Consider the following 17,702-nt stretch of genomic DNA (forward strand, 5'->3'; position numbering starts at 1 on the left):
TTCCCCGGCTGCGCTCCCGATCCTGGATTTTCCGGCCATGCAGAAAGAAACCGAAATCAAGCTCCGCGTCAGCCGCGAAACACTCGCCGCGCTGCGTGAGCACCCGCTACTGAAAAAACGCAACAAAAGTGGCTGGGAACGCCGTGAGTTGATGAACCAGTACTTCGACACCCCCGAACGCGACCTGGCCCAGGCCAAGGTCGCGCTGCGCCTGCGCAAGGACGGTGACGACGTGATCCAGACCCTCAAGACCCGTGGCCAGAGCGTCGCCGGTTTGTCGGAACGTAACGAGTACAACTGGGAATTGCCCAAAGCCAAGCTCGACGTGAAGAAGCTCGACGGCGACTGCTGGCCCGAGCAACTGGCCGAGCTGGATAAAAAGACCCTCAAGCCAATCTTCACCACTGACTTCGTGCGTGAGCGCGCCGAAATCGCCTGGGGCCGAGGCAAGGCCAAAGTCGTGATCGAAGCGGCCCTGGACCTCGGACACGTGGTGGTCGGCAAGCAGAAAGAAGAAATCTGCGAGCTGGAACTGGAACTGCGCGAAGGCGAACCGGCGGCCCTGCTGGAACTGGCCGCCGAGTTGGCCGCCACCCTCGCACTGATGCCGTGCGACATCAGCAAGGCCGAGCGCGGCTACCGCCTGTACGACGCCAGCAGCTACTCCCTGAGCCTGCCAGCGCCGCAGTTGCACGCCGAAATGCCGTTGGATGACGCATTCGCCGCGATCATGTGGCACCTGTTGGGCAGCAGCCAGCGCCTGGCCGAGCAATACCGTTTCAATGGCCACTGGCGCCTGTTGCAGGACTGGGTCGACAACCTCGGCGAACTGCGTGCCCTGATCGGCAGCCTCGGCCAGGCCGCACCGCGTCAATCCACCAGCGAACTGCGCAGCGCATTGGATGCCCTGCTGGAAGACTGGCGCCCGCTGGTGCAGGCCGGTGACGACGATGAAGACATTCGCAAAGCCGCGCCGGAGCAGTTCATCGAAGAATTGGACGACGTGCGCTGGGGCCTGTTCTCACTGAACGCTTCGCGCTGGCTGCTGGCGCGAGCCTGGACGGCCGATCGCAATGTGCGCGGCAACCGCCAGGGCGCCGCGCAAATCACCAACTGGCTGCCGCGCCTGCTCGCCGACGATGCCGTCGCCCTGCAACTGCCGCGCTACCAGCAGCAACCGGAGGACCTCGCCGAGCAACTGCCGCGTATCGAACGCATCCAGGCCTGGCTGCATCATGCCCGCCAGGTGGTGGACATTCCGGAACTGGACCGTCTGTACGGTGAGCTGAACAAGCTGGTGCAACTGGCCAACCAGCCGATCACCGATGAATCGCTGGATGCGCGCATGCACCAGGCGATTGCGGTGTATCAGAACCGCGCGTGGAAGACCCTGCTGCGTCTGTAAGCGCTATCGCCAGCAAGCCGGCGCCTGCATTGGCATGCATTCCCCTGTGGGAGCCGGGCTTGGCCGCGATGCGGCCGGCTCGGTCAGCGCAGGACCGGCAGGCTGGTGGTCGACTTGATCTCGGATAACGCGACAATCGAGTTGACCTCCTGGATCCCCGGCACCATCGACAGCTTTTCGAAGAAAAACCGCTCGTACGCCTCAATATCCGCCGTCACGATGCGCAACAGAAAATCCACCGCCCCCATCAGCACATAGCACTCCAGCACTTCCGGAAACCCGCGAATCGCCTCGGTGAACTCCGTGAAGTTGGACCGCCCGTGGGCGTTGAGTTTGATCTCGGCGAAAATCTGCGTGTTGAGGCCGATCTTCTTGCGATCCAGCAGGGTGACCTGGCCACGGATCACGCCCTCCTCCTTGAGCCGCTGGATACGCCGCCAGCACGGCGACTGGGACAGGCCGACCTGCTCGGCGATCTGCGCGCTGGAAAGCGAGGCATCCTCTTGCAGCAGGGCCAGGATGCGGCGGTCGTAGGCGTCCAATTCGCTGTGCATAAAAATACCTGTTCTGATGCTTATCTTGAATTGATTGAGTTTTTTAATCGTCAATTGCGCCCATCTTAGATAAGAAATCTCCGGTGGCGAATGTAAAAATTTCTCCAGTCGAATCTGGAGAGTCAGCATGCACGCCGTCGAAACCACCCACCCTGCCACCCGCGTCGATGCATGGGCCGTCAGCAGCGCCCATTGCCAGGCGCATTATCAGATCGTTGCCGAGGCTGAACCCGATGTGGTGTGCCGGGTACTCAACTATTTCGCCCTGCAGTTCCTCACCCCCGCGCGGGTGTCGGTGAACCGCGAGGCAGACCTGCTGTACATCGAAATCATGATGGATGGCTTGAGCTGGCACCGCGCCCAAGTGATCGGTGAAAAGATTCGAAACCTGATCAGCGTGTGCTCGCTGCACGTGGACCAAGCCGACTGCGTAGGGGCTCAGGCGCTGGTGGCAGCGATTCGGTAAAAGGCTGCAATACACGCGGGGAGGAAGATATCCAGGCGCTGGCTAGCGTGTAGCTTACATCCGCTGCCAGCCAGGAAACCCGCATGCCCCTTGACCGTCGATTGGAACTGCATCAACTGCTGCCGGCATTGGTCGACGATGGGCTGGTCACACCCGAGGTGGCGCAACGGTTGGCGACCCTGCCGGCCAGTCACAGCCGGCATCCACTGGAATGCATCGCTGCCGAAGGCCCCTGCCTGGAAACCCTGACCCAGTGGCTGGCCGAGCATGTCGGCCAAGCGTATCTGCGCATCGACCCGCTGAAGATCGACGTGGCGACGATTGTGCCGCTGATGTCCTACGCCTTCGCCCAACGCCACGCCATCCTGGCGGTCGCGGTGGATGCGCAGACCGTCACGGTCGCCAGCGCCCAGCCCTATATCACCAGCTGGGAAGCCGGACTTGCCCAAGTGCTCAAGCGCTCGATCCAGCGCAGGGTGGCCAACCCGCAAGAGATCCAACGCTGCATCGGCGAGTTTTATCGGTTGGCGAAGTCCGTCAGTGGCGCAGAGCAAAAGGTCGCGACGCCCGGCACTGCAGACCTGCTCAACCTCGGTGCCAGTGACCAGGAGGCAGATGCCAATGACGCGCATATCGTCAATATCGTCGACTGGCTGTTGCAGTACGCATTCGGCCAACGGGCCAGTGATATCCATGTCGAACCGTGCCGCGACCAGGGCCGGGTGCGCTTTCGCATCGACGGGCTATTGCACGACGTTTATCAGTTTGCGCCCCAGGTCACGATGGCGGTGGTCAGCCGCTTGAAAAGCCTGGGCCGCATGAACGTCGCGGACAAACGCAAACCCCAGGACGGTCGGATCAAGACCAAGAGCCCGACAGGTGCAGAAGTTGAGCTGCGCCTCTCGACCTTGCCCACCGCGTTTGGCGAGAAACTGGTGATGCGGATTTTCGACCCGCAGGTGCTGCTCAGGGATTTTGACCAATTGGGCCTTTCCAGCGACGACCAGCAACGCTGGCAGGCCATGACCCGCCAGGCCAATGGCATCATCCTGGTGACCGGGCCGACCGGCTCAGGCAAGACCAGCACCCTTTACACCACGCTCAAGCAACTGGCGACCCGCGAGGTCAACCTGTGCACCGTGGAAGACCCGATCGAGATGGTTGAGCCTTCGTTCAACCAGATGCAGGTGCAGCACAGCATCGGCCTGACCTTCGCCAGCGGCATCCGCGCCCTGCTGCGCCAGGACCCGGACATCATCATGATCGGCGAGATTCGCGACCAGGAAACCGCAGAAATGGCGATCCAGGCTGCGCTGACCGGACATCTCGTGCTGTCGACTTTGCATACCAACGATGCACCGGGTGCCATCAGCCGCCTGCAGGAACTGGGAATTGCTCATTATTTGATCAAGGCTACGCTACTGGGAGTCATGGCACAGCGCCTGGTGCGCCTGTTATGCCCTCACTGCAAGCGCGCCATGGATGACACCCACGAGGCCAGCGGTTGCGTTGAGTGCCGACACAGCGGCTACCGCGGCCGTGCCGGGGTCTACGAGGTGATGGTCATGACTGAACACCTCAAGGCCCTGATCACGCCCGGCGCCGATGTGCACGCCCTGCGTCAGGCGGCCATTGCCCAGGGCATGTGCAGCTTGCGCATGGCCGGCATGCACAAGGTAAAGGCGGGGCTCACCTCGCTCGCGGAAGTATTACGGGTAACGCCTGGGGATTCGGTAACAAATCCTTTGCTGGTTGCGCGGTGAAAGCGTCTTTATCGGTGACAACCCCGTTACAATCGGCCGGCTGTCGCTTTACTGACATTCTTAGATAAGGAATCGCTATGCAGATCGGAACCGTACTGCTTCTTTTCGTGGGGTTGGCCGTCGCCATCCTCTTCATGGGTTTCAAGGTAGTGCCCCAAGGCTACCAGTGGACGGTCGAGCGCTTCGGCCGCTACACCAACACCCTCAAGCCCGGCCTGAACATCATCATCCCGGTCATGGACCGCATCGGTCGCAAGATCAACGTGATGGAAAGCGTGCTGGATATCCCGCCGCAGGAAGTGATCACCGCCGACAACGCCACCGTGCAGATCGACGCCGTGTGCTTCTTCCAGGTGGTCAATACCGCCCAGGCCGCCTACGAGGTCAACAACCTCGAGCACGCCATCCGCAACCTGCTGCAAACCAATATCCGTACGGTGCTCGGCTCGATGGAGCTGGATGCGATGCTCAGCCAGCGTGACGGCATCAACGAAAAACTGCTGAAAACCGTGGATGAAGCCACCGCCCCCTGGGGTATCAAGATCACCCGTATCGAGATCAAGGACATCAGCCCGCCCGCCGACCTGATGGCTGCCATGTCCGGCCAGATGAAAGCCGAGCGGATCAAGCGTGCACAAATCCTCGAGGCCGAAGGCCTGCGGGCATCGGCGATCCTGACCGCCGAAGGCAAGAAGCAGGCGCAGATCCTCGAAGCCGAAGGTAGCCGTCAGGCGGCCTTCCTTGAGTCCGAGGCCCGTGAGCGCCAGGCCGAAGCCGAAGCGCGCGCCACCCAGGTGGTGTCGGAGGCGATCGCATCGGGCAACGTGCAGGCGGTCAACTACTTCGTCGCGCAAAAATACATCGACGCCCTGGGCAAGCTGGCTTCGGCCAACAACAGCAAGGTCATCCTGATGCCGCTGGAAGCCAGCCAAGTAATCGGCGCGGTCGGCGGTATCGGTGAGATCGTCAAGGCAACGTTCGACAGCAAGAAAGGCTGAGGCCATCGCCATGTGGGATTTCCTGCTGAATTTGTCATTCTGGGATTGGCTGGCGCTCGGCACCGTGCTGTTGATACTCGAAGTGTTCGGCGCTGGTGGCTACCTGCTGTGGATGGGCATCGCAGCAGCCGCAGTCGGCGTGATCAAGTTCCTGGTCCCGCCCTTGGGACTGGAATGGCAACTGCTGCTGTTCGCCGTATTGTCGATCCTCACGGCGGTGTATTGGTGGAAACGCCAGCGCAGCAGCGCCAAGGTCAGTGACCAACCAGGGCTGAACGAACGTGGCTCCGAGCTGGTGGGGCGCACCTTTGTGGTGCATCAGGCAATTGTCGAGGGTCGCGGCAAGGTAAAAGTCGGCGATGGCGTGTGGATGGTCACCGGTCCCGACAGCCCTGTAGGCGCTCACGTACGGGTAATTGGTCGGGAAGGTGCCGTATTGAAGGTTGAAACTGTTTAGTCAGTGATGGAACTCGGCTGGGCTTACTACAATCATAAAGTACAGATAACCCACCCGGAGTCACCCATCATGCGTCTCAAATATGCTGTCGCAACCCTTGCTGTGCTTTCCCTCCCTGTCGGTTCAGCCATGGCCGACAGCTTCTGGCGCAATGTCATCTCGTCGGGCGCCACCACCGGCTCGACGTACCTGACTTTCAAGGACCACAAGCTGGTGGTCGCCGCACAAGACGACGCCGGCAGCTTTGTTGCCAGCGACGGCGGCATCCGTGGCCCATACCTGGAAGCTGCGATGCAGAAAGTCCGCGCCGATAACCCTGGCCTGCAGGCCACGGACATGGAGCTGGCCAACGCCATCCTCGCGAAAAACGCTGTCACCGAGTGATTTTCACTCCCTGAAGAATGCCGCTGATAAAGCGGCATTTTTTTGCCCGTGACACGACGATTCATTCACGGATGACAGGCTATATTCAGTCTAGCCGTGCAACCATGCCGGTACTGATACCTTGCCTACTCATCGCCAATCTGAAACGGATGCCTTCGTCGTCATGAGCCAACAGCCTTTTCTGCCATTTTCCAAACCCACCATCGATGAAGCCACCATCTCGGCGGTGGGCGATGTATTGCGCTCGGGCTGGATCACCAGCGGGCCAAAAGTGCAGGCATTCGAGGCGCAGCTGTCGGAATACTTTGGCGGTCGCCCGGTGCGTACGTTCAACTCGGGCACCTGCACCATGGAGATAGCCCTGCGCATCGCGGGCATCGGCCCAGGTGATGAAGTCATCACCACGCCGATCTCCTGGGTTGCCACGGCCAACGTGATCCTGGAAGTGGGCGCCACGCCGGTGTTCGCCGACATCGACCCGGTCACTCGCAATATCGACCTGGCCCAGGTCGAAGCAGCGATTACCCCGCGTACCAAGGCGATCATCCCGGTGTACCTCGCCGGTCTGCCGCTGGATATGCCGATGCTCTATGCCCTGGCTAACAAGTACAACTTGCGCATCATTGAAGACGCGGCCCAGGCGCTGGGGTCCAGCTGGGATGGCGAGCGCATTGGGGCCACGGGTGACTTCGTGTCGTTCAGCTTCCAGGCCAACAAGAACATCACCTCCTCCGAGGGCGGTTGCCTGGTGCTGAATAACGCTGAAGAAGCGCGCCTGGCAGAAAAATATCGCCTGCAGGGCGTCACCCGCACGGGTTTCGACGGCCTGGATGTGGATGTGCTGGGCGGCAAGTTCAACATGACCGATATCGCCGCCGCCATCGGCTTGGGGCAGTTCGCGCATATCGAGAAGATCACCGCCCATCGCCAGAATCTGGCGCGACACTACTTCAAGTGCTTTGGCAGCGACTTCGAGGAAAAGTATGGCGCGCAATTGCCGCCGGCGGACTTCGAGAACAGTAACTGGCACCTGTTCCAGCTGGTGCTGCCGGAGCGTCAGGACGGCCTGCCCGCCCGCGCCACCTTCATGGAGCAGATGCAAGCCCATGGCGTCGGCATTGGCTATCACTACCCGCCGATCCACCTGCTGAGCCTGTATCGGGCGCAGGGATTCAAGGAAGGCATGTTTCCGGTAGCCGAGCGTGTGGGACGTTTGATCGTGTCGTTGCCGATGTTTACGGCGATGACAGAGGCAGATGTGGAGCGTTCGGTGGCAGCCGTCAAGGCAGTGCTGCAAGCCGGCTAGTCACAATCGACTGTGAGAGCTGGCTTGCCTGCGACTGCATCACCTGGGTATCACTGATACACCGAGGTGCCCGCATCGCAGGCAAGCCAGCGCCTACATGGTTTACTCGCCGATGGCAGCTTTGTAGCCGGCGGCGTCCAGCAGTTTTTCCAGGTCAGCCGGGTTGCTTGGCTTGAGCTTGAAGATCCACGCGCCATACGGGTCAGAGTTCAGCAGCTCAGGGCTACCACTCAGCTCTTCGTTGACGGCAATCACTTCGCCTGCCACCGGGGCATAGATATCCGAAGCGGCCTTGACCGACTCCACCACACCCGCCTGATCAGTCGCGCCAAACTGGGCGCCAACCTCGGCCAGCTCAACAAACACCACGTCCCCCAGCGCTTCCTGAGCGTGGTCGGAAATACCGACAGTCACCGTGCCGTCAGCTTCCAGACGGGCCCATTCGTGACTTTCAGCAAAACGCAGGTCGGCAGGGATATCGCTCATAATCTGTGTCCTCAAGAAGTAATGTCAGCGGCCATTGGCCTGCCGGAAATAGTTAGATCAGGGTTTTGCCATGGCGCACGAAGGTCGGCTTGACCACTCGAACCGGGTACCACTTGCCGCGGATTTCCACTTCGGCCCGATCGGCTGTCGCCGTCGGTACACGCGCCAGGGCAATGGATTTGCTCAGCGTAGGAGAGAAACTACCACTGGTGATCTCTCCTTCGCCAACATTGGCGATACGAACCACCTGATGAGCGCGTAAAACCCCGCGTTCTTCAAGCACCAGCCCGACCAGTTTGAACTGCACACCCGCCGCCAGTTCAGCTTCCAGCGCGGCGCGCCCGATGAACTCGCGTTCGGCCGGCTCCCAGGCAATGCTCCAGGCCATGTTGGCCGCCAGCGGCGAAACGTCCTGGTGGATATCCTGGCCGTACAGGTTCATGCCGGCCTCCAGGCGCAGCGTATCGCGGGCGCCAAGGCCGATGGGTGAAATACCGGCACCCACCAGGTCATTGAAGAAGCCCGGGGCCTGATCGGCAGGCAGCACAATTTCCAGGCCGTCTTCACCGGTATAACCGGTGCGGGCGATAAACCAGTCGCCATCGGCCTGGCCTTCGAAGGGCTTGAGCTGGTGGATCAGGGTGGCGCGCACCTGGGTCACCAGTTCGGCGATCTTCTGCCGGGCGTGCGGGCCTTGAATGGCCAGCATGGCCAACTCGGGGCGCTCATGCAGCTGCACCGCGTAGCTGCCCAACTGCGCCTGCATCCAGGCCATGTCCTGGTCGCGGGTGGCAGCATTGACCACCAGGCGGTAGCCGGTTTCGGTACGGTAGACGATCATGTCGTCCACTACTCCGCCCTGCTCATTGAGCATGGCGCTGTAGAGCGCACGGCCGCAGCCATGCAAACGATCGACATCATTGGCCAGCAGGTGCTGGAGCCATTCCTTGGCCTGGGGGCCGGTGACATCGATCACGGTCATATGAGATACATCAAACACCCCGCAGTCGCGTCGCACCTGATGGTGTTCTTCAACTTGCGAGCCGTAGTGCAGAGGCATATCCCAACCGCCAAAATCGACCATTTTCGCGCCTAGGGCGAGATGCAGGTCATACAGAGGCGTACGCTGTCCCATGGGTTTCTCCTTCCGGGCGTGGCGAAGGTGCGCAGCGTTGCCGTCCGCGCTGGACACCTTGATTTACAAGGCCTGCAGCCACGCACAGCGACTCGATCCGAAAGACGGACCGCACCGAATGCCGCGCATTGTAGCCTCAAGCCGTAGGACTGGCACCTAACCGATTTGCCGGGCAGAGCGTCGGATCAGCCCGATCACCGGCAGCAAGCCCACCAACACCAGGGTCAAGGCCGGTAATGACGCCCGCGCCCACTCCCCTTCGCTGGTCATTTCGAAAATCCGCACGGCCAGGGTGTCCCAGCCAAAAGGCCGCATCAGCAGGGTTGCGGGCATTTCCTTGAGCACATCGACAAATACCAGCAGCGCCGCGCTCAATGTCCCGGGCAGCAACAGCGGCAGATACACTTTGCAAAACAGTCGTGGACCACTCACCCCGAGACTGCGCGCCGCCTCCGGCAGGGACGGGCGGATGCGTGCCAGGCTGTTTTCCAGCGGACCATAGGCCACCGCCAGGAAACGCACCAGATACGCCAGCACCAGCGCCGACAGGCTACCCAACAGCAAGGGCTTGCCCGCGCCGCCGAGCCATGCCGACAGCGGCACCACCAGCTCACGGTCCAGGTAACTGAACGCCAGCATGATCGACACAGCCAGCACCGAGCCCGGCAGGGCGTAGCCGACGTTGGCCAGGCTGATGCCGGAGCGAATGGCCCGGGTCGGCGCCAGGCGGTTGGCGAACGCCAACAGCAACGCCACGCTGACGGTGATCAGTGCCGCGATGCCGCCCAGGTAGAGGGTATGCACGATCAGGCCTGAATAACGTTCATCCAGGTCGAAGCGGCCACGCTGCCAGAACCAGGCGACCAGTTGCAGCATCGGAATCACAAAGGCACAGGCAAACACCAGGCCACACCAACTGCTGGCCGCGACCGCCTTGAACCCTCGCAAGTGATACAGGGCTTTACCCCGTGGTCGTTCATTGCCTGGGCGGCTGGCGCCCCGTGCGCGCCGCTCGCCATACAGCACCAGCATCACCACCAACAGCAACAGGCTGGCCAGCTGGGCTGCGCTGGACAGACTGAAAAAGCCGTACCAAGTCTTGTAGATGGCGGTGGTGAAGGTGTCGAAGTTGAACACCGAGACCGCGCCGAAATCCGCCAGGGTCTCCATCAATGCCAGCGCCACACCCGCGCCAATCGCCGGCCGCGCCATGGGCAAAGCGACACGCCAGAACGCTTGCCAGGGCGATTGCCCCAACACCCGCGCGGCTTCCATCAGGCCTTTTCCCTGGGCCAGAAACGCGGTGCGCGCCAGCAGGTACACGTAGGGATAGAACACCAGCACCAACACAATGATCACGCCGCTGGTTGATCGAACTCGCGGCAGGCGCAAGCCGGTGCCAAACCATTCGCGCAGAAGGGTTTGCACCGGGCCGGCGAAGTCCAGCAAGCCGACGAACACAAACGCAAGCACATAGGCCGGAATAGCGAAGGGCAGCATCAACGCCCAATCCAGCCAGCGCCTGCCGGGGAATTCGCAGAGGCTGGTCAGCCAGGCCAGGCTCACGCCCAACAGGGTGACGCCAATGCCAACGCCCAGCACCAGGGTCAGGGTGTTGCCCAAGAGGCGAGGCATCTGGGTTTCCCACAGATGGGACCAGATTTGCGCATCGATGCTTTGCCAGGACAGCAACAGTACGCTCAGCGGCAGCAGCACCAGGGCAGCGACGGTGAAGACCGGCAGGTACCAGCGGCGTTGGGCGGGGTGGGCCAAGGAGAAGCTCTCAGAAAAATAAAGATTTTGAAGGCGCCGCTAACCAATGTGGGAGCGGGCTTGCTCGCGAANACTCAGGTATCGACTGACACGGCGCTTTCGCGAGCAAGCCCGCTCCCACAATTAGATCGGCGGTGTCTTGAAAATTGTACTCAGTTCCAACCCGCCCGATCCATCAAACGAATCGCCTCGGCCTGGCGCTTGCCCGCGACTTCAACCGGCAAGGTGTCGGCGACGAACTTGCCCCAGGTCGCCACTTCGGCCGACGGCGGTACCGCCGGGTTGGCCGGGAACTCCTGGTTTACATCGGCAAAGATCTTCTGCGCCTCAGGCGTGGTCATCCACTCCACCAAGGCCTTGGCGGCTTCCGGGTGTGGCGCGTTTTTGGTCAGGCCGATACCCGACAGGTTCACATGCACGCCACGGTCGCCCTGGTTTGGCCAGAACAGCTTCACCGCGAGCGCCGGGTTCTGCTTGTGCAGGCGGCCGTAATAGTAGGTGTTGACGATACCCACGTCGCATTGGCCGGCGTTGATCGCCTCCAGTACCGCGATGTCGTCCGAGAACACATCGGTGGACAGGTTGTTGACCCAGCCCTTGACGATTTCTTCGGTCTTGGCCGCACCATGGGTTTCGATCAGGGTCGCGGTCAGCGACTGGTTGTAGACCTTCTTCGCCGTGCGCAGGCACAGGCGGCCTTCCCATTGCTTGTCGGCCAAGGCCTCATAAGTGGTCAGGTCACCCGGTTTGACCCGGTCGGTTGAATAGGCAATGGTCCGCGCGCGCAGGCTCAAACCGGTCCAGGCGTGGTTTGAGGAGCGGTATTGCAGGGGGATGTTCTTGTCGATTACCGCGGAGGTGAACGGCTGCAGGATGCCCATTTGCTCGGCCTGCCAGAGGTTGCCGGCGTCGACGGTCAGCAACAGGTCGGCGGTGGCGTTTTCGCCCTCGGCCTTGATGCGCTGCATCAGCGGGGCTTCCTTGTCGGTAATGAACTTCACCTTTACACCGGTCTTCTGGGTGTAGGCGTCGAACACCGGCTTGATCAGTTCGTCGATGCGCGAGGAGTAGACCACGACTTCATCGGCGGCCTGCACGGTGGTGCTGCCGACAAGGGTGAGTGCCAGGGCAGTCAGGAGGCGCTTGGGTGCCAACATGGGTGCGGTCTCTCATTTGCAAAAAGAAGGCAAATGATAAGGACTCACATTTAGTGGCGCTTGGCGGAGGCGTTACCAGATGTTGCACGAGGCTCGCCTCGTCGCCGGCAAGCCGGCGCCTACACAGATCGCGTTGAGCTCATGGCTTGGCCAGTTCCGGGAGATCGCCGGTCAGGCCCAACGCCTGGCGCACAAACACCGCCTTGGCTTCCGGCATCTGGTCGACCAGCTTCAAGCCCGCATTGCGCAACCAGCGCAACGGCAGTTGGTCGGCCTGGAACAGGCGCTCAAAGCCCTCCATCGCCGCCATCAGTGCCAGGTTGTGGGGCATGCGCCGGCGTTCGTAGCGGCTCAGCACTTTCACATCGGCCAGGCGCTCGCCGCGCTCGGTCGCCGACAACAGCACCTCGGCCAGCACCGCCGCGTCGAGAAAGCCCAGGTTCACGCCCTGCCCCGCCAACGGGTGGATCACGTGGGCCGCATCGCCGATCAGCGCCAGGCCTTCGGCCACATAGCGCTTGGCGTGACGCTGACGCAATGGCACGCAGACGCGCGGGTCGGCGCTGATCACCGTGCCGAGTCGCCCCTCAAAGGCGCGCTCGAGTTCACGGCAAAAGCTTTCGTCATCCAGCGCCATCAAGCGTTCGGATTCTGCCGGTGTGGTCGACCAGACAATCGAGCACCAGTCTTCCTGTCCATCGCGAGCCAGCGGCAAGAACGCCAGCGGGCCGGTGTCGGTAAAGCGTTGCCACGCCGTGCGCTGGTGCGGTTGGCTGCTGCGCACGCTGGTGACGATAGCGTTATGCAGGTAATCCCATTCGCGGGTCGCGGTGCCGGTCAGGCGGCGTACCGCGGAGTTGGCGCCATCGGCGGCCACCACCAGCGGCGCGCGCAGCTTGCGACCGTCGGCCAGGGTCAGCAGCCAGTCGTCGCCGGAGCGGCGCATCTGTTCCAGGCGCGCATTGGCCAACAGGCCCAGGTCGCAGTCGTGCAAGCGGTCGAGCAAGGCATCCTGCACCACGCGGTTCTCGACGATGTGCCCGAGCACCTCGGCATGCACGCTGGCCGCCGAAAAGTGAATCTGCCCGGTGCCGCTGCCATCCCACACCTGCATCTCGCCGTAAGGGCTGGCACGTCGCGAGACGATGCCGTCCCACACACCCAGGCGCTCAAGGATGCGCTGGCTGGCGGTCGACAAGGCGCTCACCCGTGGCTCGAAGGCCGCTTCGGGGTCAAACGGCTTGACGCTCAGCGGGCTGCCATCCAGCAGCAGCACCTGCAGGCCACTGCCTTGCAACGCCAGCGCCAGGGCGCTTCCGACCATTCCGGCCCCGACAATCAGCACATCTGCGCGCATGTCCATGCTTTAAGCCTGTCTCGCTGGCGGCTTGCGCCGCACGTAAAGGGTTTTGTCGACCCGCGCCACCAGGGTGCCGGAGCCGTCATGAATCTGCACTTTGAGATGCGGCAGGTACTTCTCGCCACCCTCGGTCTGTCGACGAATCTCATCGAGCAAGGCGTCGTCGATGGAAAACTCGGCATACACCGGGCCCTTGCCCGGCGAGACAAAGTCGATGCTCGCGGCCTTGTCCCAGACGATATAGTCGCGGCCCAGGTTTTCCATCAACAGCAGCATGTAGAACGGGTCGACCATCGAATACAGGCTGCCGCCAAACTGCGTGCCCACGTAATTGCGGTTGTACCAGCCCAGGCCCATGCGCACCTTGGCATGCCGAAAGTCGGCACTGAGCGCCTGTACGCGCACGCCCGCGCCGAGGTACGGCGGGTACAGGGTCAAGAACCAGCGCAGCAGCCGCGCCTTGCCCACGCGCCGGGTCAGCCAGCTACGCATTGGGACGCGTGCCCAGGCCCATGGCCTGACGGGCGAACCAGCGCTTGGCCGGGGGCAACAGATCCAGCCCCAGCAGCCCCATATTGCGACCCAGCGCGACCAACGGTTGCGCACTGCCAAACAGCCGCGTGACCTGGTCGGAGAAGCCCACGGTCAGTTGCTGGTCGAGGCGCTGGCGCTCGCGATAGCCTTGCAAGGTCGCCAGGTCACCCGGCACCGCCGGCCCGGCCAACAACGCCTCGGCCAAGGCATTCGCATCACGCAGGGACAGGTTGAACCCCTGCCCGGCAATCGGATGCAGACTGTGGGCGGCGTTGCCGAGGATCGCCAGGTGCGAGCGCACTTGTTCTTCGGCTTCCACCAGGGTCAGCGGATACAGATGACGCGCGCCCACTTGCTTCAGGGTACCCAGGCGGTAGCCGAACACACCCTGCAGCTCGCTCAGGAAACTGCGCTCATCAAGGTTGGCAAGGCGCTGTGCGTCCATGCCGATGCGGGTCCAGACCAGCGCGCAGCGGTTGTCCGGCAGCGGCAGCAAGGCCATCGGGCCTTCATCGGTAAAGCGCTCGAACGCTTCGCCGTTATGGGCTTCGCTCGGGGTGATGTTGGCGATCAGCGCGCTCTGGTTGTAGGGGCGCGTTTTCACGCCGATGCCCAGTTGCTCGCGCAAGCCGGAGCGGCCGCCATCGGCCAGCACCGCCAGGTCGCACTCAAGCACGGTTTCATCATTGAGGGTCAGGCGATAGCCATCCGGCAGCGGTTCCATGCGCGTGACTTCCGCCGGGCAGCGCCAGCTCACCACGTCTTTGTCCAGGCCCTGCCACAGGCATTGGCCCAGCCAGGCGTTTTCCACCACGTAGCCGAGGGCCGGGACCCCCTCCTCCATGGCGGACAGGCGTGCGGTGGAGAACCGCCCACGGTCCGACACATGAATCTGCTTGATCGGCTCGGCGCGGCGGGAAATGTCCTGCCAGATGCCCAGCCGCTGATAGATCTGCCGGGCCCCGAACGACAGCGCCGAAGAGCGCGCATCGTAGCTTGGCTGATAGCTGTCGCCCGGCGCGAAGGGCTCGATCAGCACGATCTTCCAGCCCCGCGCCTTGGCCCCGGCTTGCAACGCCAGCGCCAGGCTGGCACCCACCAGGCCGCCACCGATAATCGCCAGGTTGACCCGGCTCATCGGGCAGCCGCCATCAGTGCTTCAATCTCGGCGACAGCCTTGGGCACGCCGCCGGTCAGAATTTCACAGCCTTGCTTGGTCACCACCACGTCGTCCTCGATACGTACGCCAATGCCACGCCATTTCTTCGCCACGGCCTGGTTATCCGGCGAAATATAGATGCCCGGTTCCACGGTCAACGCCATGCCGACTTCCAGCACGCGCCATTCGCCGCCCACCTTGTACTCGCCCACGTCATGCACATCCATGCCCAGCCAGTGGCCGGCACGGTGCATATAGAACGGTTTGTAGGCTTCGCTGGCGATCAATTCGTCGACGTCACCCTGCAGCAGTCCCAGCTTTACCAGCCCCGCGGTGATGACTTGCACCGTTGCCTCATGGGCCTGGTTCCAGTGTTTATTTGGCGCGATCTCGGCAAAGGCGGCTTCCTGGGAAGCCAGCACAATCTCGTAGATTGCCCTCTGTTCCGGGGAAAACTTGCCATTGACCGGCCAGGTGCGCGTGATGTCGCTGGCGTAGCAATCGATCTCGCAACCGGCGTCGATCAGCACCAGGTCGCCGTCCTTGAGCACCGCATCATTCTGCTGGTAATGCAGGATGCAGCTGTTGCGCCCGGCGGCGACGATGGAGCCATAGGCCGGCATCTTCGCGCCGCCCTTGCGAAATTCGTAATCCAGCTCGGCTTCCAGGCTGAACTCGTGCAGGCCGGCGCGGCTGGCTTGCATCGCCTTCACGTGGGCGGCGCAGGAGATTCGCGCGGCCTCGCGCATTACCTTCACTTCTGCCGCCGATTTATACAGGCGCATGTCGTGGAGCAGATGATCCAGGGCAACAAACTCGTTCGGCGGCTGGGCGCCCAGGTGCGCTTTAGAGCGGATCACGTTGATCCACTCCATCAGGTGCCGGTCGAATTCGGCATTGCTGCCCATGGCCGAATACACCCGGTCGCGACCTTCGATCAGGCCGGGCAGGATGTCGTCGATATCGGTGATGGGGAAGGCATCGTCGGCGCCGAAGTCACGCACCGCGCCTTCGGTGCCGGCGCGCAGGCCGTCCCACAGTTCGCGTTCGGCATTGCGTTCGCGGCAGAACAGCACGTACTCGCCATGCTGGCGACCGGGCATCAGCACGATCACCGCTTCGGGCTCGGGAAAACCGCTGAGGTACTGGAAGTCGCTGTCCTGGCGATAGACATGCTCGACATCGCGATTGCGAATGGCCACGGCGGCGGCCGGCAGGATCGCGATGCTGTTGGGTTCCATCTGCGCCATGAGCGCCTTGCGGCGCCGGGTGTATTCCGCTTTGGGGATATGGATCATGGGCAGAGGGGTGTCCTTTCTTAGTGCAGCGACGGCTTGGGGGCGGCCGGTTCAGCGGACTTCTTGGTCTCGGTGAACAGCAGCAGCGGCGCGACGCGCAGGTATTCCATGACTTCCATGTAGTCGCTTTCGCCGTCTTCGGACTCTTCCAGGGCGTCTTGCACCTGGGAGATGGCCGCCAGGTCCTGCAGCACTTCCTGGGCATCGGTGCTCAGGTCCAGGCCGCCGGCATTCACGCCGAAGCCGTGCAGGAAACCCTGGCACCATTGGCCCAGTGCGGCAGCACGGTCGGCGAGTGGCGCGTCATCGGTCGGCAGCAGCAGGACCACGGTGACGTCATCACCGGTCAGTTCGCCCTTGACCATCTCTTGCAGGCCGATCAGCGCGTTACGCACGTTTTCGGTCGGTTCGGTTTCCAGCAGCTCGGCCACGTCGGCCAGCCAGTTGTCGGCATCGAAGCCCACGCCGGTGCAGCTGCGACCGAGCAACACGCCGTGCAGTTCGGCAGGCGAGCAAGGGTGGCCGCTGGAGCTCAGCAGTTTGGAAAAAGCGTCGTACGGGGAGTTCTGAATGGGCATGGTGAGCTAGGCGCCAGACGGCGCAATGTCTAGAATGGAGCGCTGTATCCTAGCACCGGCAGACGTACCAAGACTATCAAGGGCGTCAGATCGTTTATCCTGCAGTTGCCATTCATCAGACAAATCCAGTGGAACCCAATGGAAGACACCGACCTGCAAGCGCTGATGGCCAGACTCGAATTGCTAATTACTCGGGTCGAGCAACTTAAGAGTCAAAACGGACTCCTATTAGCTCAGGAAAAGACCTGGCGCGAGGAACGCGCTCACCTCATTGAAAAAAACGAAATCGCCCGGCGTAAGGTCGAATCGATGATTTCGCGCCTGAAGGCCCTGGAGCAAGACTCATGAGTTCAAGCAATAGCGTCACCGTGCAGATCCTCGACAAAGAGTATTCGATCATCTGCCCGCAGGAAGAGCGCAACAACCTGGTGAGCGCCGCCCGCTACCTGGACGGCAAGATGCGTGAGATCCGCAGCAGCGGCAAAGTCATCGGCGCCGATCGCATCGCCGTGATGGCCGCGCTGAACATCACCCACGATTTGCTGCATAAGCAGGAACGCCCTGACGTGCAGGCCAGCGGCTCGACGCGCGAGCAGGTGCGTGACCTGCTGGAACGTGTTGATCTGGTGCTTTCCAGCGATTCAGACGCACCCAAGGGCTGATTGCCGAGACGGTTTAGGGTATACTCGCCCCACTCCCTGGCGTGTTTGCCAGTCGGCGATGTCCCTGAGCCGATTCGCACTACCCTGGAAGTTGCACGTTGGGCTGGTGTGCATGTCCGCTAGACGGAAAGCCTTAAAGCCTACTGCTTCTTCCACCTTGAACTTTCGGGTTCAAGGGCTAAGTCGACAGCGGCTCTGTCGGGGAGCCTGAATTCCAAATCAATGCC

At 62.1% G+C, this 17,702-nt stretch carries 19 protein-coding genes and 1 other RNA gene; 10 read left to right on the top strand and 10 right to left on the bottom strand.

Annotated features, from left to right (window positions below; genetic code table 11):
• The first annotated feature begins 37 nt into the window (after nucleotides 1-37).
• The gene (locus BBG20_RS08810; protein ID WP_065902316.1) at nucleotides 38-1,405 is read left to right on the top strand and encodes a CYTH domain-containing protein; all 1,368 of its coding nucleotides are present in this window, start codon (nucleotides 38-40) and stop codon (nucleotides 1,403-1,405) included.
• 83 nt (nucleotides 1,406-1,488) lie between these two features.
• Here the strand turns inward: BBG20_RS08810 and BBG20_RS08815 are convergent, their stop codons facing one another.
• Nucleotides 1,489-1,959, bottom strand: coding sequence for an Lrp/AsnC family transcriptional regulator (locus BBG20_RS08815; protein ID WP_065902318.1), 471 nt, complete (start codon nucleotides 1,957-1,959; stop codon nucleotides 1,489-1,491).
• Nucleotides 1,960-2,086: 127 nt separating this feature from the next.
• Here BBG20_RS08815 and BBG20_RS08820 point away from each other — a divergent pair, with 127 nt between their 5' ends.
• The 6 genes from BBG20_RS08820 to BBG20_RS08845 all read left to right on the top strand — a co-directional run bounded on the left by BBG20_RS08820 (nucleotide 2,087) and on the right by BBG20_RS08845 (nucleotide 7,333).
• Entirely contained in the window at nucleotides 2,087-2,425 is a 339-nt protein-coding gene (locus BBG20_RS08820) for a hypothetical protein (protein ID WP_065902320.1), read from the top strand.
• An 83-nt stretch (nucleotides 2,426-2,508) separates the two neighbouring features.
• Nucleotides 2,509-4,188: a GspE/PulE family protein gene (locus tag BBG20_RS08825; RefSeq protein ID WP_065902322.1), complete on the top strand. Its 1,680-nt coding sequence runs from the start codon at nucleotides 2,509-2,511 to the stop codon at nucleotides 4,186-4,188.
• Between the two features lie 77 nt (nucleotides 4,189-4,265).
• Nucleotides 4,266-5,186, top strand: coding sequence for an SPFH domain-containing protein (locus BBG20_RS08830; protein WP_065902324.1), 921 nt, complete (start codon nucleotides 4,266-4,268; stop codon nucleotides 5,184-5,186).
• Between the two features lie 10 nt (nucleotides 5,187-5,196).
• Complete coding sequence (locus BBG20_RS08835; RefSeq protein WP_065902326.1) at nucleotides 5,197-5,643, top strand: NfeD family protein; 447 nt, start codon at nucleotides 5,197-5,199, stop codon at nucleotides 5,641-5,643.
• Nucleotides 5,644-5,712: 69 nt separating this feature from the next.
• Entirely contained in the window at nucleotides 5,713-6,027 is a 315-nt protein-coding gene (locus BBG20_RS08840; RefSeq protein ID WP_003176799.1) for a DUF2388 domain-containing protein, read from the top strand.
• 163 nt (nucleotides 6,028-6,190) lie between these two features.
• Nucleotides 6,191-7,333: a DegT/DnrJ/EryC1/StrS family aminotransferase gene (locus BBG20_RS08845; RefSeq protein WP_065902328.1), complete on the top strand. Its 1,143-nt coding sequence runs from the start codon at nucleotides 6,191-6,193 to the stop codon at nucleotides 7,331-7,333.
• A 102-nt stretch (nucleotides 7,334-7,435) separates the two neighbouring features.
• Here the strand turns inward: BBG20_RS08845 and gcvH are convergent, their stop codons facing one another.
• From gcvH to BBG20_RS08890, 9 genes are all read right to left on the bottom strand, one after another.
• The gene (gcvH, locus tag BBG20_RS08850) at nucleotides 7,436-7,819 is read right to left on the bottom strand and encodes a glycine cleavage system protein GcvH (protein ID WP_065902330.1); all 384 of its coding nucleotides are present in this window, start codon (nucleotides 7,817-7,819) and stop codon (nucleotides 7,436-7,438) included.
• Nucleotides 7,820-7,871: 52 nt separating this feature from the next.
• Nucleotides 7,872-8,954: a glycine cleavage system aminomethyltransferase GcvT gene (gcvT, locus tag BBG20_RS08855; RefSeq protein WP_065902332.1), complete on the bottom strand. Its 1,083-nt coding sequence runs from the start codon at nucleotides 8,952-8,954 to the stop codon at nucleotides 7,872-7,874.
• A gap of 156 nt (nucleotides 8,955-9,110) precedes the next feature.
• Nucleotides 9,111-10,727, bottom strand: coding sequence for an ABC transporter permease (locus tag BBG20_RS08860; RefSeq protein ID WP_065902334.1), 1,617 nt, complete (start codon nucleotides 10,725-10,727; stop codon nucleotides 9,111-9,113).
• A 152-nt stretch (nucleotides 10,728-10,879) separates the two neighbouring features.
• Nucleotides 10,880-11,884, bottom strand: a complete 1,005-nt coding sequence (locus BBG20_RS08865; RefSeq protein WP_065902336.1) for an extracellular solute-binding protein — start codon at nucleotides 11,882-11,884, stop codon at nucleotides 10,880-10,882.
• 139 nt (nucleotides 11,885-12,023) lie between these two features.
• Nucleotides 12,024-13,241: a 2-octaprenyl-3-methyl-6-methoxy-1,4-benzoquinol hydroxylase gene (locus BBG20_RS08870; RefSeq protein ID WP_162946171.1), complete on the bottom strand. Its 1,218-nt coding sequence runs from the start codon at nucleotides 13,239-13,241 to the stop codon at nucleotides 12,024-12,026.
• A gap of 9 nt (nucleotides 13,242-13,250) precedes the next feature.
• Nucleotides 13,251-13,736: a DUF4442 domain-containing protein gene (locus BBG20_RS08875; protein ID WP_065902340.1), complete on the bottom strand. Its 486-nt coding sequence runs from the start codon at nucleotides 13,734-13,736 to the stop codon at nucleotides 13,251-13,253.
• The gene (gene ubiH, locus BBG20_RS08880; RefSeq protein WP_065902342.1) at nucleotides 13,729-14,916 is read right to left on the bottom strand and encodes a 2-octaprenyl-6-methoxyphenyl hydroxylase; all 1,188 of its coding nucleotides are present in this window, start codon (nucleotides 14,914-14,916) and stop codon (nucleotides 13,729-13,731) included. Before ubiH ends, BBG20_RS08875 begins: the two co-directional genes overlap by 8 nt.
• On the bottom strand, nucleotides 14,913-16,235 hold the full coding sequence (gene pepP / locus BBG20_RS08885) for a Xaa-Pro aminopeptidase (RefSeq protein WP_065902344.1): 1,323 nt from the start codon (nucleotides 16,233-16,235) through the stop codon (nucleotides 14,913-14,915). The genes ubiH and pepP overlap by 4 nt, the downstream gene beginning before the upstream one ends.
• Before the next feature lie 20 nt (nucleotides 16,236-16,255).
• A complete protein-coding gene (locus BBG20_RS08890; protein WP_065902346.1) occupies nucleotides 16,256-16,813 on the bottom strand; it encodes a YecA/YgfB family protein in 558 nt (185 codons plus the stop codon).
• 138 nt (nucleotides 16,814-16,951) lie between these two features.
• Here BBG20_RS08890 and BBG20_RS08895 point away from each other — a divergent pair, with 138 nt between their 5' ends.
• The 3 genes from BBG20_RS08895 (at nucleotide 16,952) to ssrS (ending at nucleotide 17,684) form a co-directional block, all read left to right on the top strand.
• Entirely contained in the window at nucleotides 16,952-17,161 is a 210-nt protein-coding gene (locus BBG20_RS08895; protein WP_007982902.1) for a TIGR02449 family protein, read from the top strand.
• A complete protein-coding gene (locus BBG20_RS08900; protein ID WP_003176812.1) occupies nucleotides 17,158-17,475 on the top strand; it encodes a cell division protein ZapA in 318 nt (105 codons plus the stop codon). Before BBG20_RS08895 ends, BBG20_RS08900 begins: the two co-directional genes overlap by 4 nt.
• Before the next feature lie 30 nt (nucleotides 17,476-17,505).
• Nucleotides 17,506-17,684, top strand: a non-coding RNA gene (gene ssrS, locus BBG20_RS08905) — 6S RNA.
• The last annotated feature ends 18 nt before the right edge of the window (nucleotides 17,685-17,702 follow it).

The organism is Pseudomonas aylmerensis (genome assembly GCF_001702265.1).
Taxonomy (GTDB): domain Bacteria; phylum Pseudomonadota; class Gammaproteobacteria; order Pseudomonadales; family Pseudomonadaceae; genus Aquipseudomonas; species Aquipseudomonas aylmerensis.

What these genes read in the sequence shown, in the direction of transcription:
- BBG20_RS08810 (WP_065902316.1), top strand. Translation starts at nt 38, where the DNA reads ATGCAGAAAGAAACCGAAATCAAGCTCCGCGTCAGCCGCGAAACACTC.
- BBG20_RS08815 (WP_065902318.1), bottom strand. Translation starts at nt 1,959, where the DNA reads ATGCACAGCGAATTGGACGCCTACGACCGCCGCATCCTGGCCCTGCTG.
- BBG20_RS08820 (WP_065902320.1), top strand. Translation starts at nt 2,087, where the DNA reads ATGCACGCCGTCGAAACCACCCACCCTGCCACCCGCGTCGATGCATGG.
- BBG20_RS08825 (WP_065902322.1), top strand. Translation starts at nt 2,509, where the DNA reads ATGCCCCTTGACCGTCGATTGGAACTGCATCAACTGCTGCCGGCATTG.
- BBG20_RS08830 (WP_065902324.1), top strand. Translation starts at nt 4,266, where the DNA reads ATGCAGATCGGAACCGTACTGCTTCTTTTCGTGGGGTTGGCCGTCGCC.
- BBG20_RS08835 (WP_065902326.1), top strand. Translation starts at nt 5,197, where the DNA reads ATGTGGGATTTCCTGCTGAATTTGTCATTCTGGGATTGGCTGGCGCTC.
- BBG20_RS08840 (WP_003176799.1), top strand. Translation starts at nt 5,713, where the DNA reads ATGCGTCTCAAATATGCTGTCGCAACCCTTGCTGTGCTTTCCCTCCCT.
- BBG20_RS08845 (WP_065902328.1), top strand. Translation starts at nt 6,191, where the DNA reads ATGAGCCAACAGCCTTTTCTGCCATTTTCCAAACCCACCATCGATGAA.
- gcvH (WP_065902330.1), bottom strand. Translation starts at nt 7,819, where the DNA reads ATGAGCGATATCCCTGCCGACCTGCGTTTTGCTGAAAGTCACGAATGG.
- gcvT (WP_065902332.1), bottom strand. Translation starts at nt 8,954, where the DNA reads ATGGGACAGCGTACGCCTCTGTATGACCTGCATCTCGCCCTAGGCGCG.
- BBG20_RS08865 (WP_065902336.1), bottom strand. Translation starts at nt 11,884, where the DNA reads ATGTTGGCACCCAAGCGCCTCCTGACTGCCCTGGCACTCACCCTTGTC.
- BBG20_RS08870 (WP_162946171.1), bottom strand. Translation starts at nt 13,241, where the DNA reads ATGCGCGCAGATGTGCTGATTGTCGGGGCCGGAATGGTCGGAAGCGCC.
- BBG20_RS08875 (WP_065902340.1), bottom strand. Translation starts at nt 13,736, where the DNA reads ATGCGTAGCTGGCTGACCCGGCGCGTGGGCAAGGCGCGGCTGCTGCGC.
- ubiH (WP_065902342.1), bottom strand. Translation starts at nt 14,916, where the DNA reads ATGAGCCGGGTCAACCTGGCGATTATCGGTGGCGGCCTGGTGGGTGCC.
- pepP (WP_065902344.1), bottom strand. Translation starts at nt 16,235, where the DNA reads ATGATCCATATCCCCAAAGCGGAATACACCCGGCGCCGCAAGGCGCTC.
- BBG20_RS08890 (WP_065902346.1), bottom strand. Translation starts at nt 16,813, where the DNA reads ATGCCCATTCAGAACTCCCCGTACGACGCTTTTTCCAAACTGCTGAGC.
- BBG20_RS08895 (WP_007982902.1), top strand. Translation starts at nt 16,952, where the DNA reads ATGGAAGACACCGACCTGCAAGCGCTGATGGCCAGACTCGAATTGCTA.
- BBG20_RS08900 (WP_003176812.1), top strand. Translation starts at nt 17,158, where the DNA reads ATGAGTTCAAGCAATAGCGTCACCGTGCAGATCCTCGACAAAGAGTAT.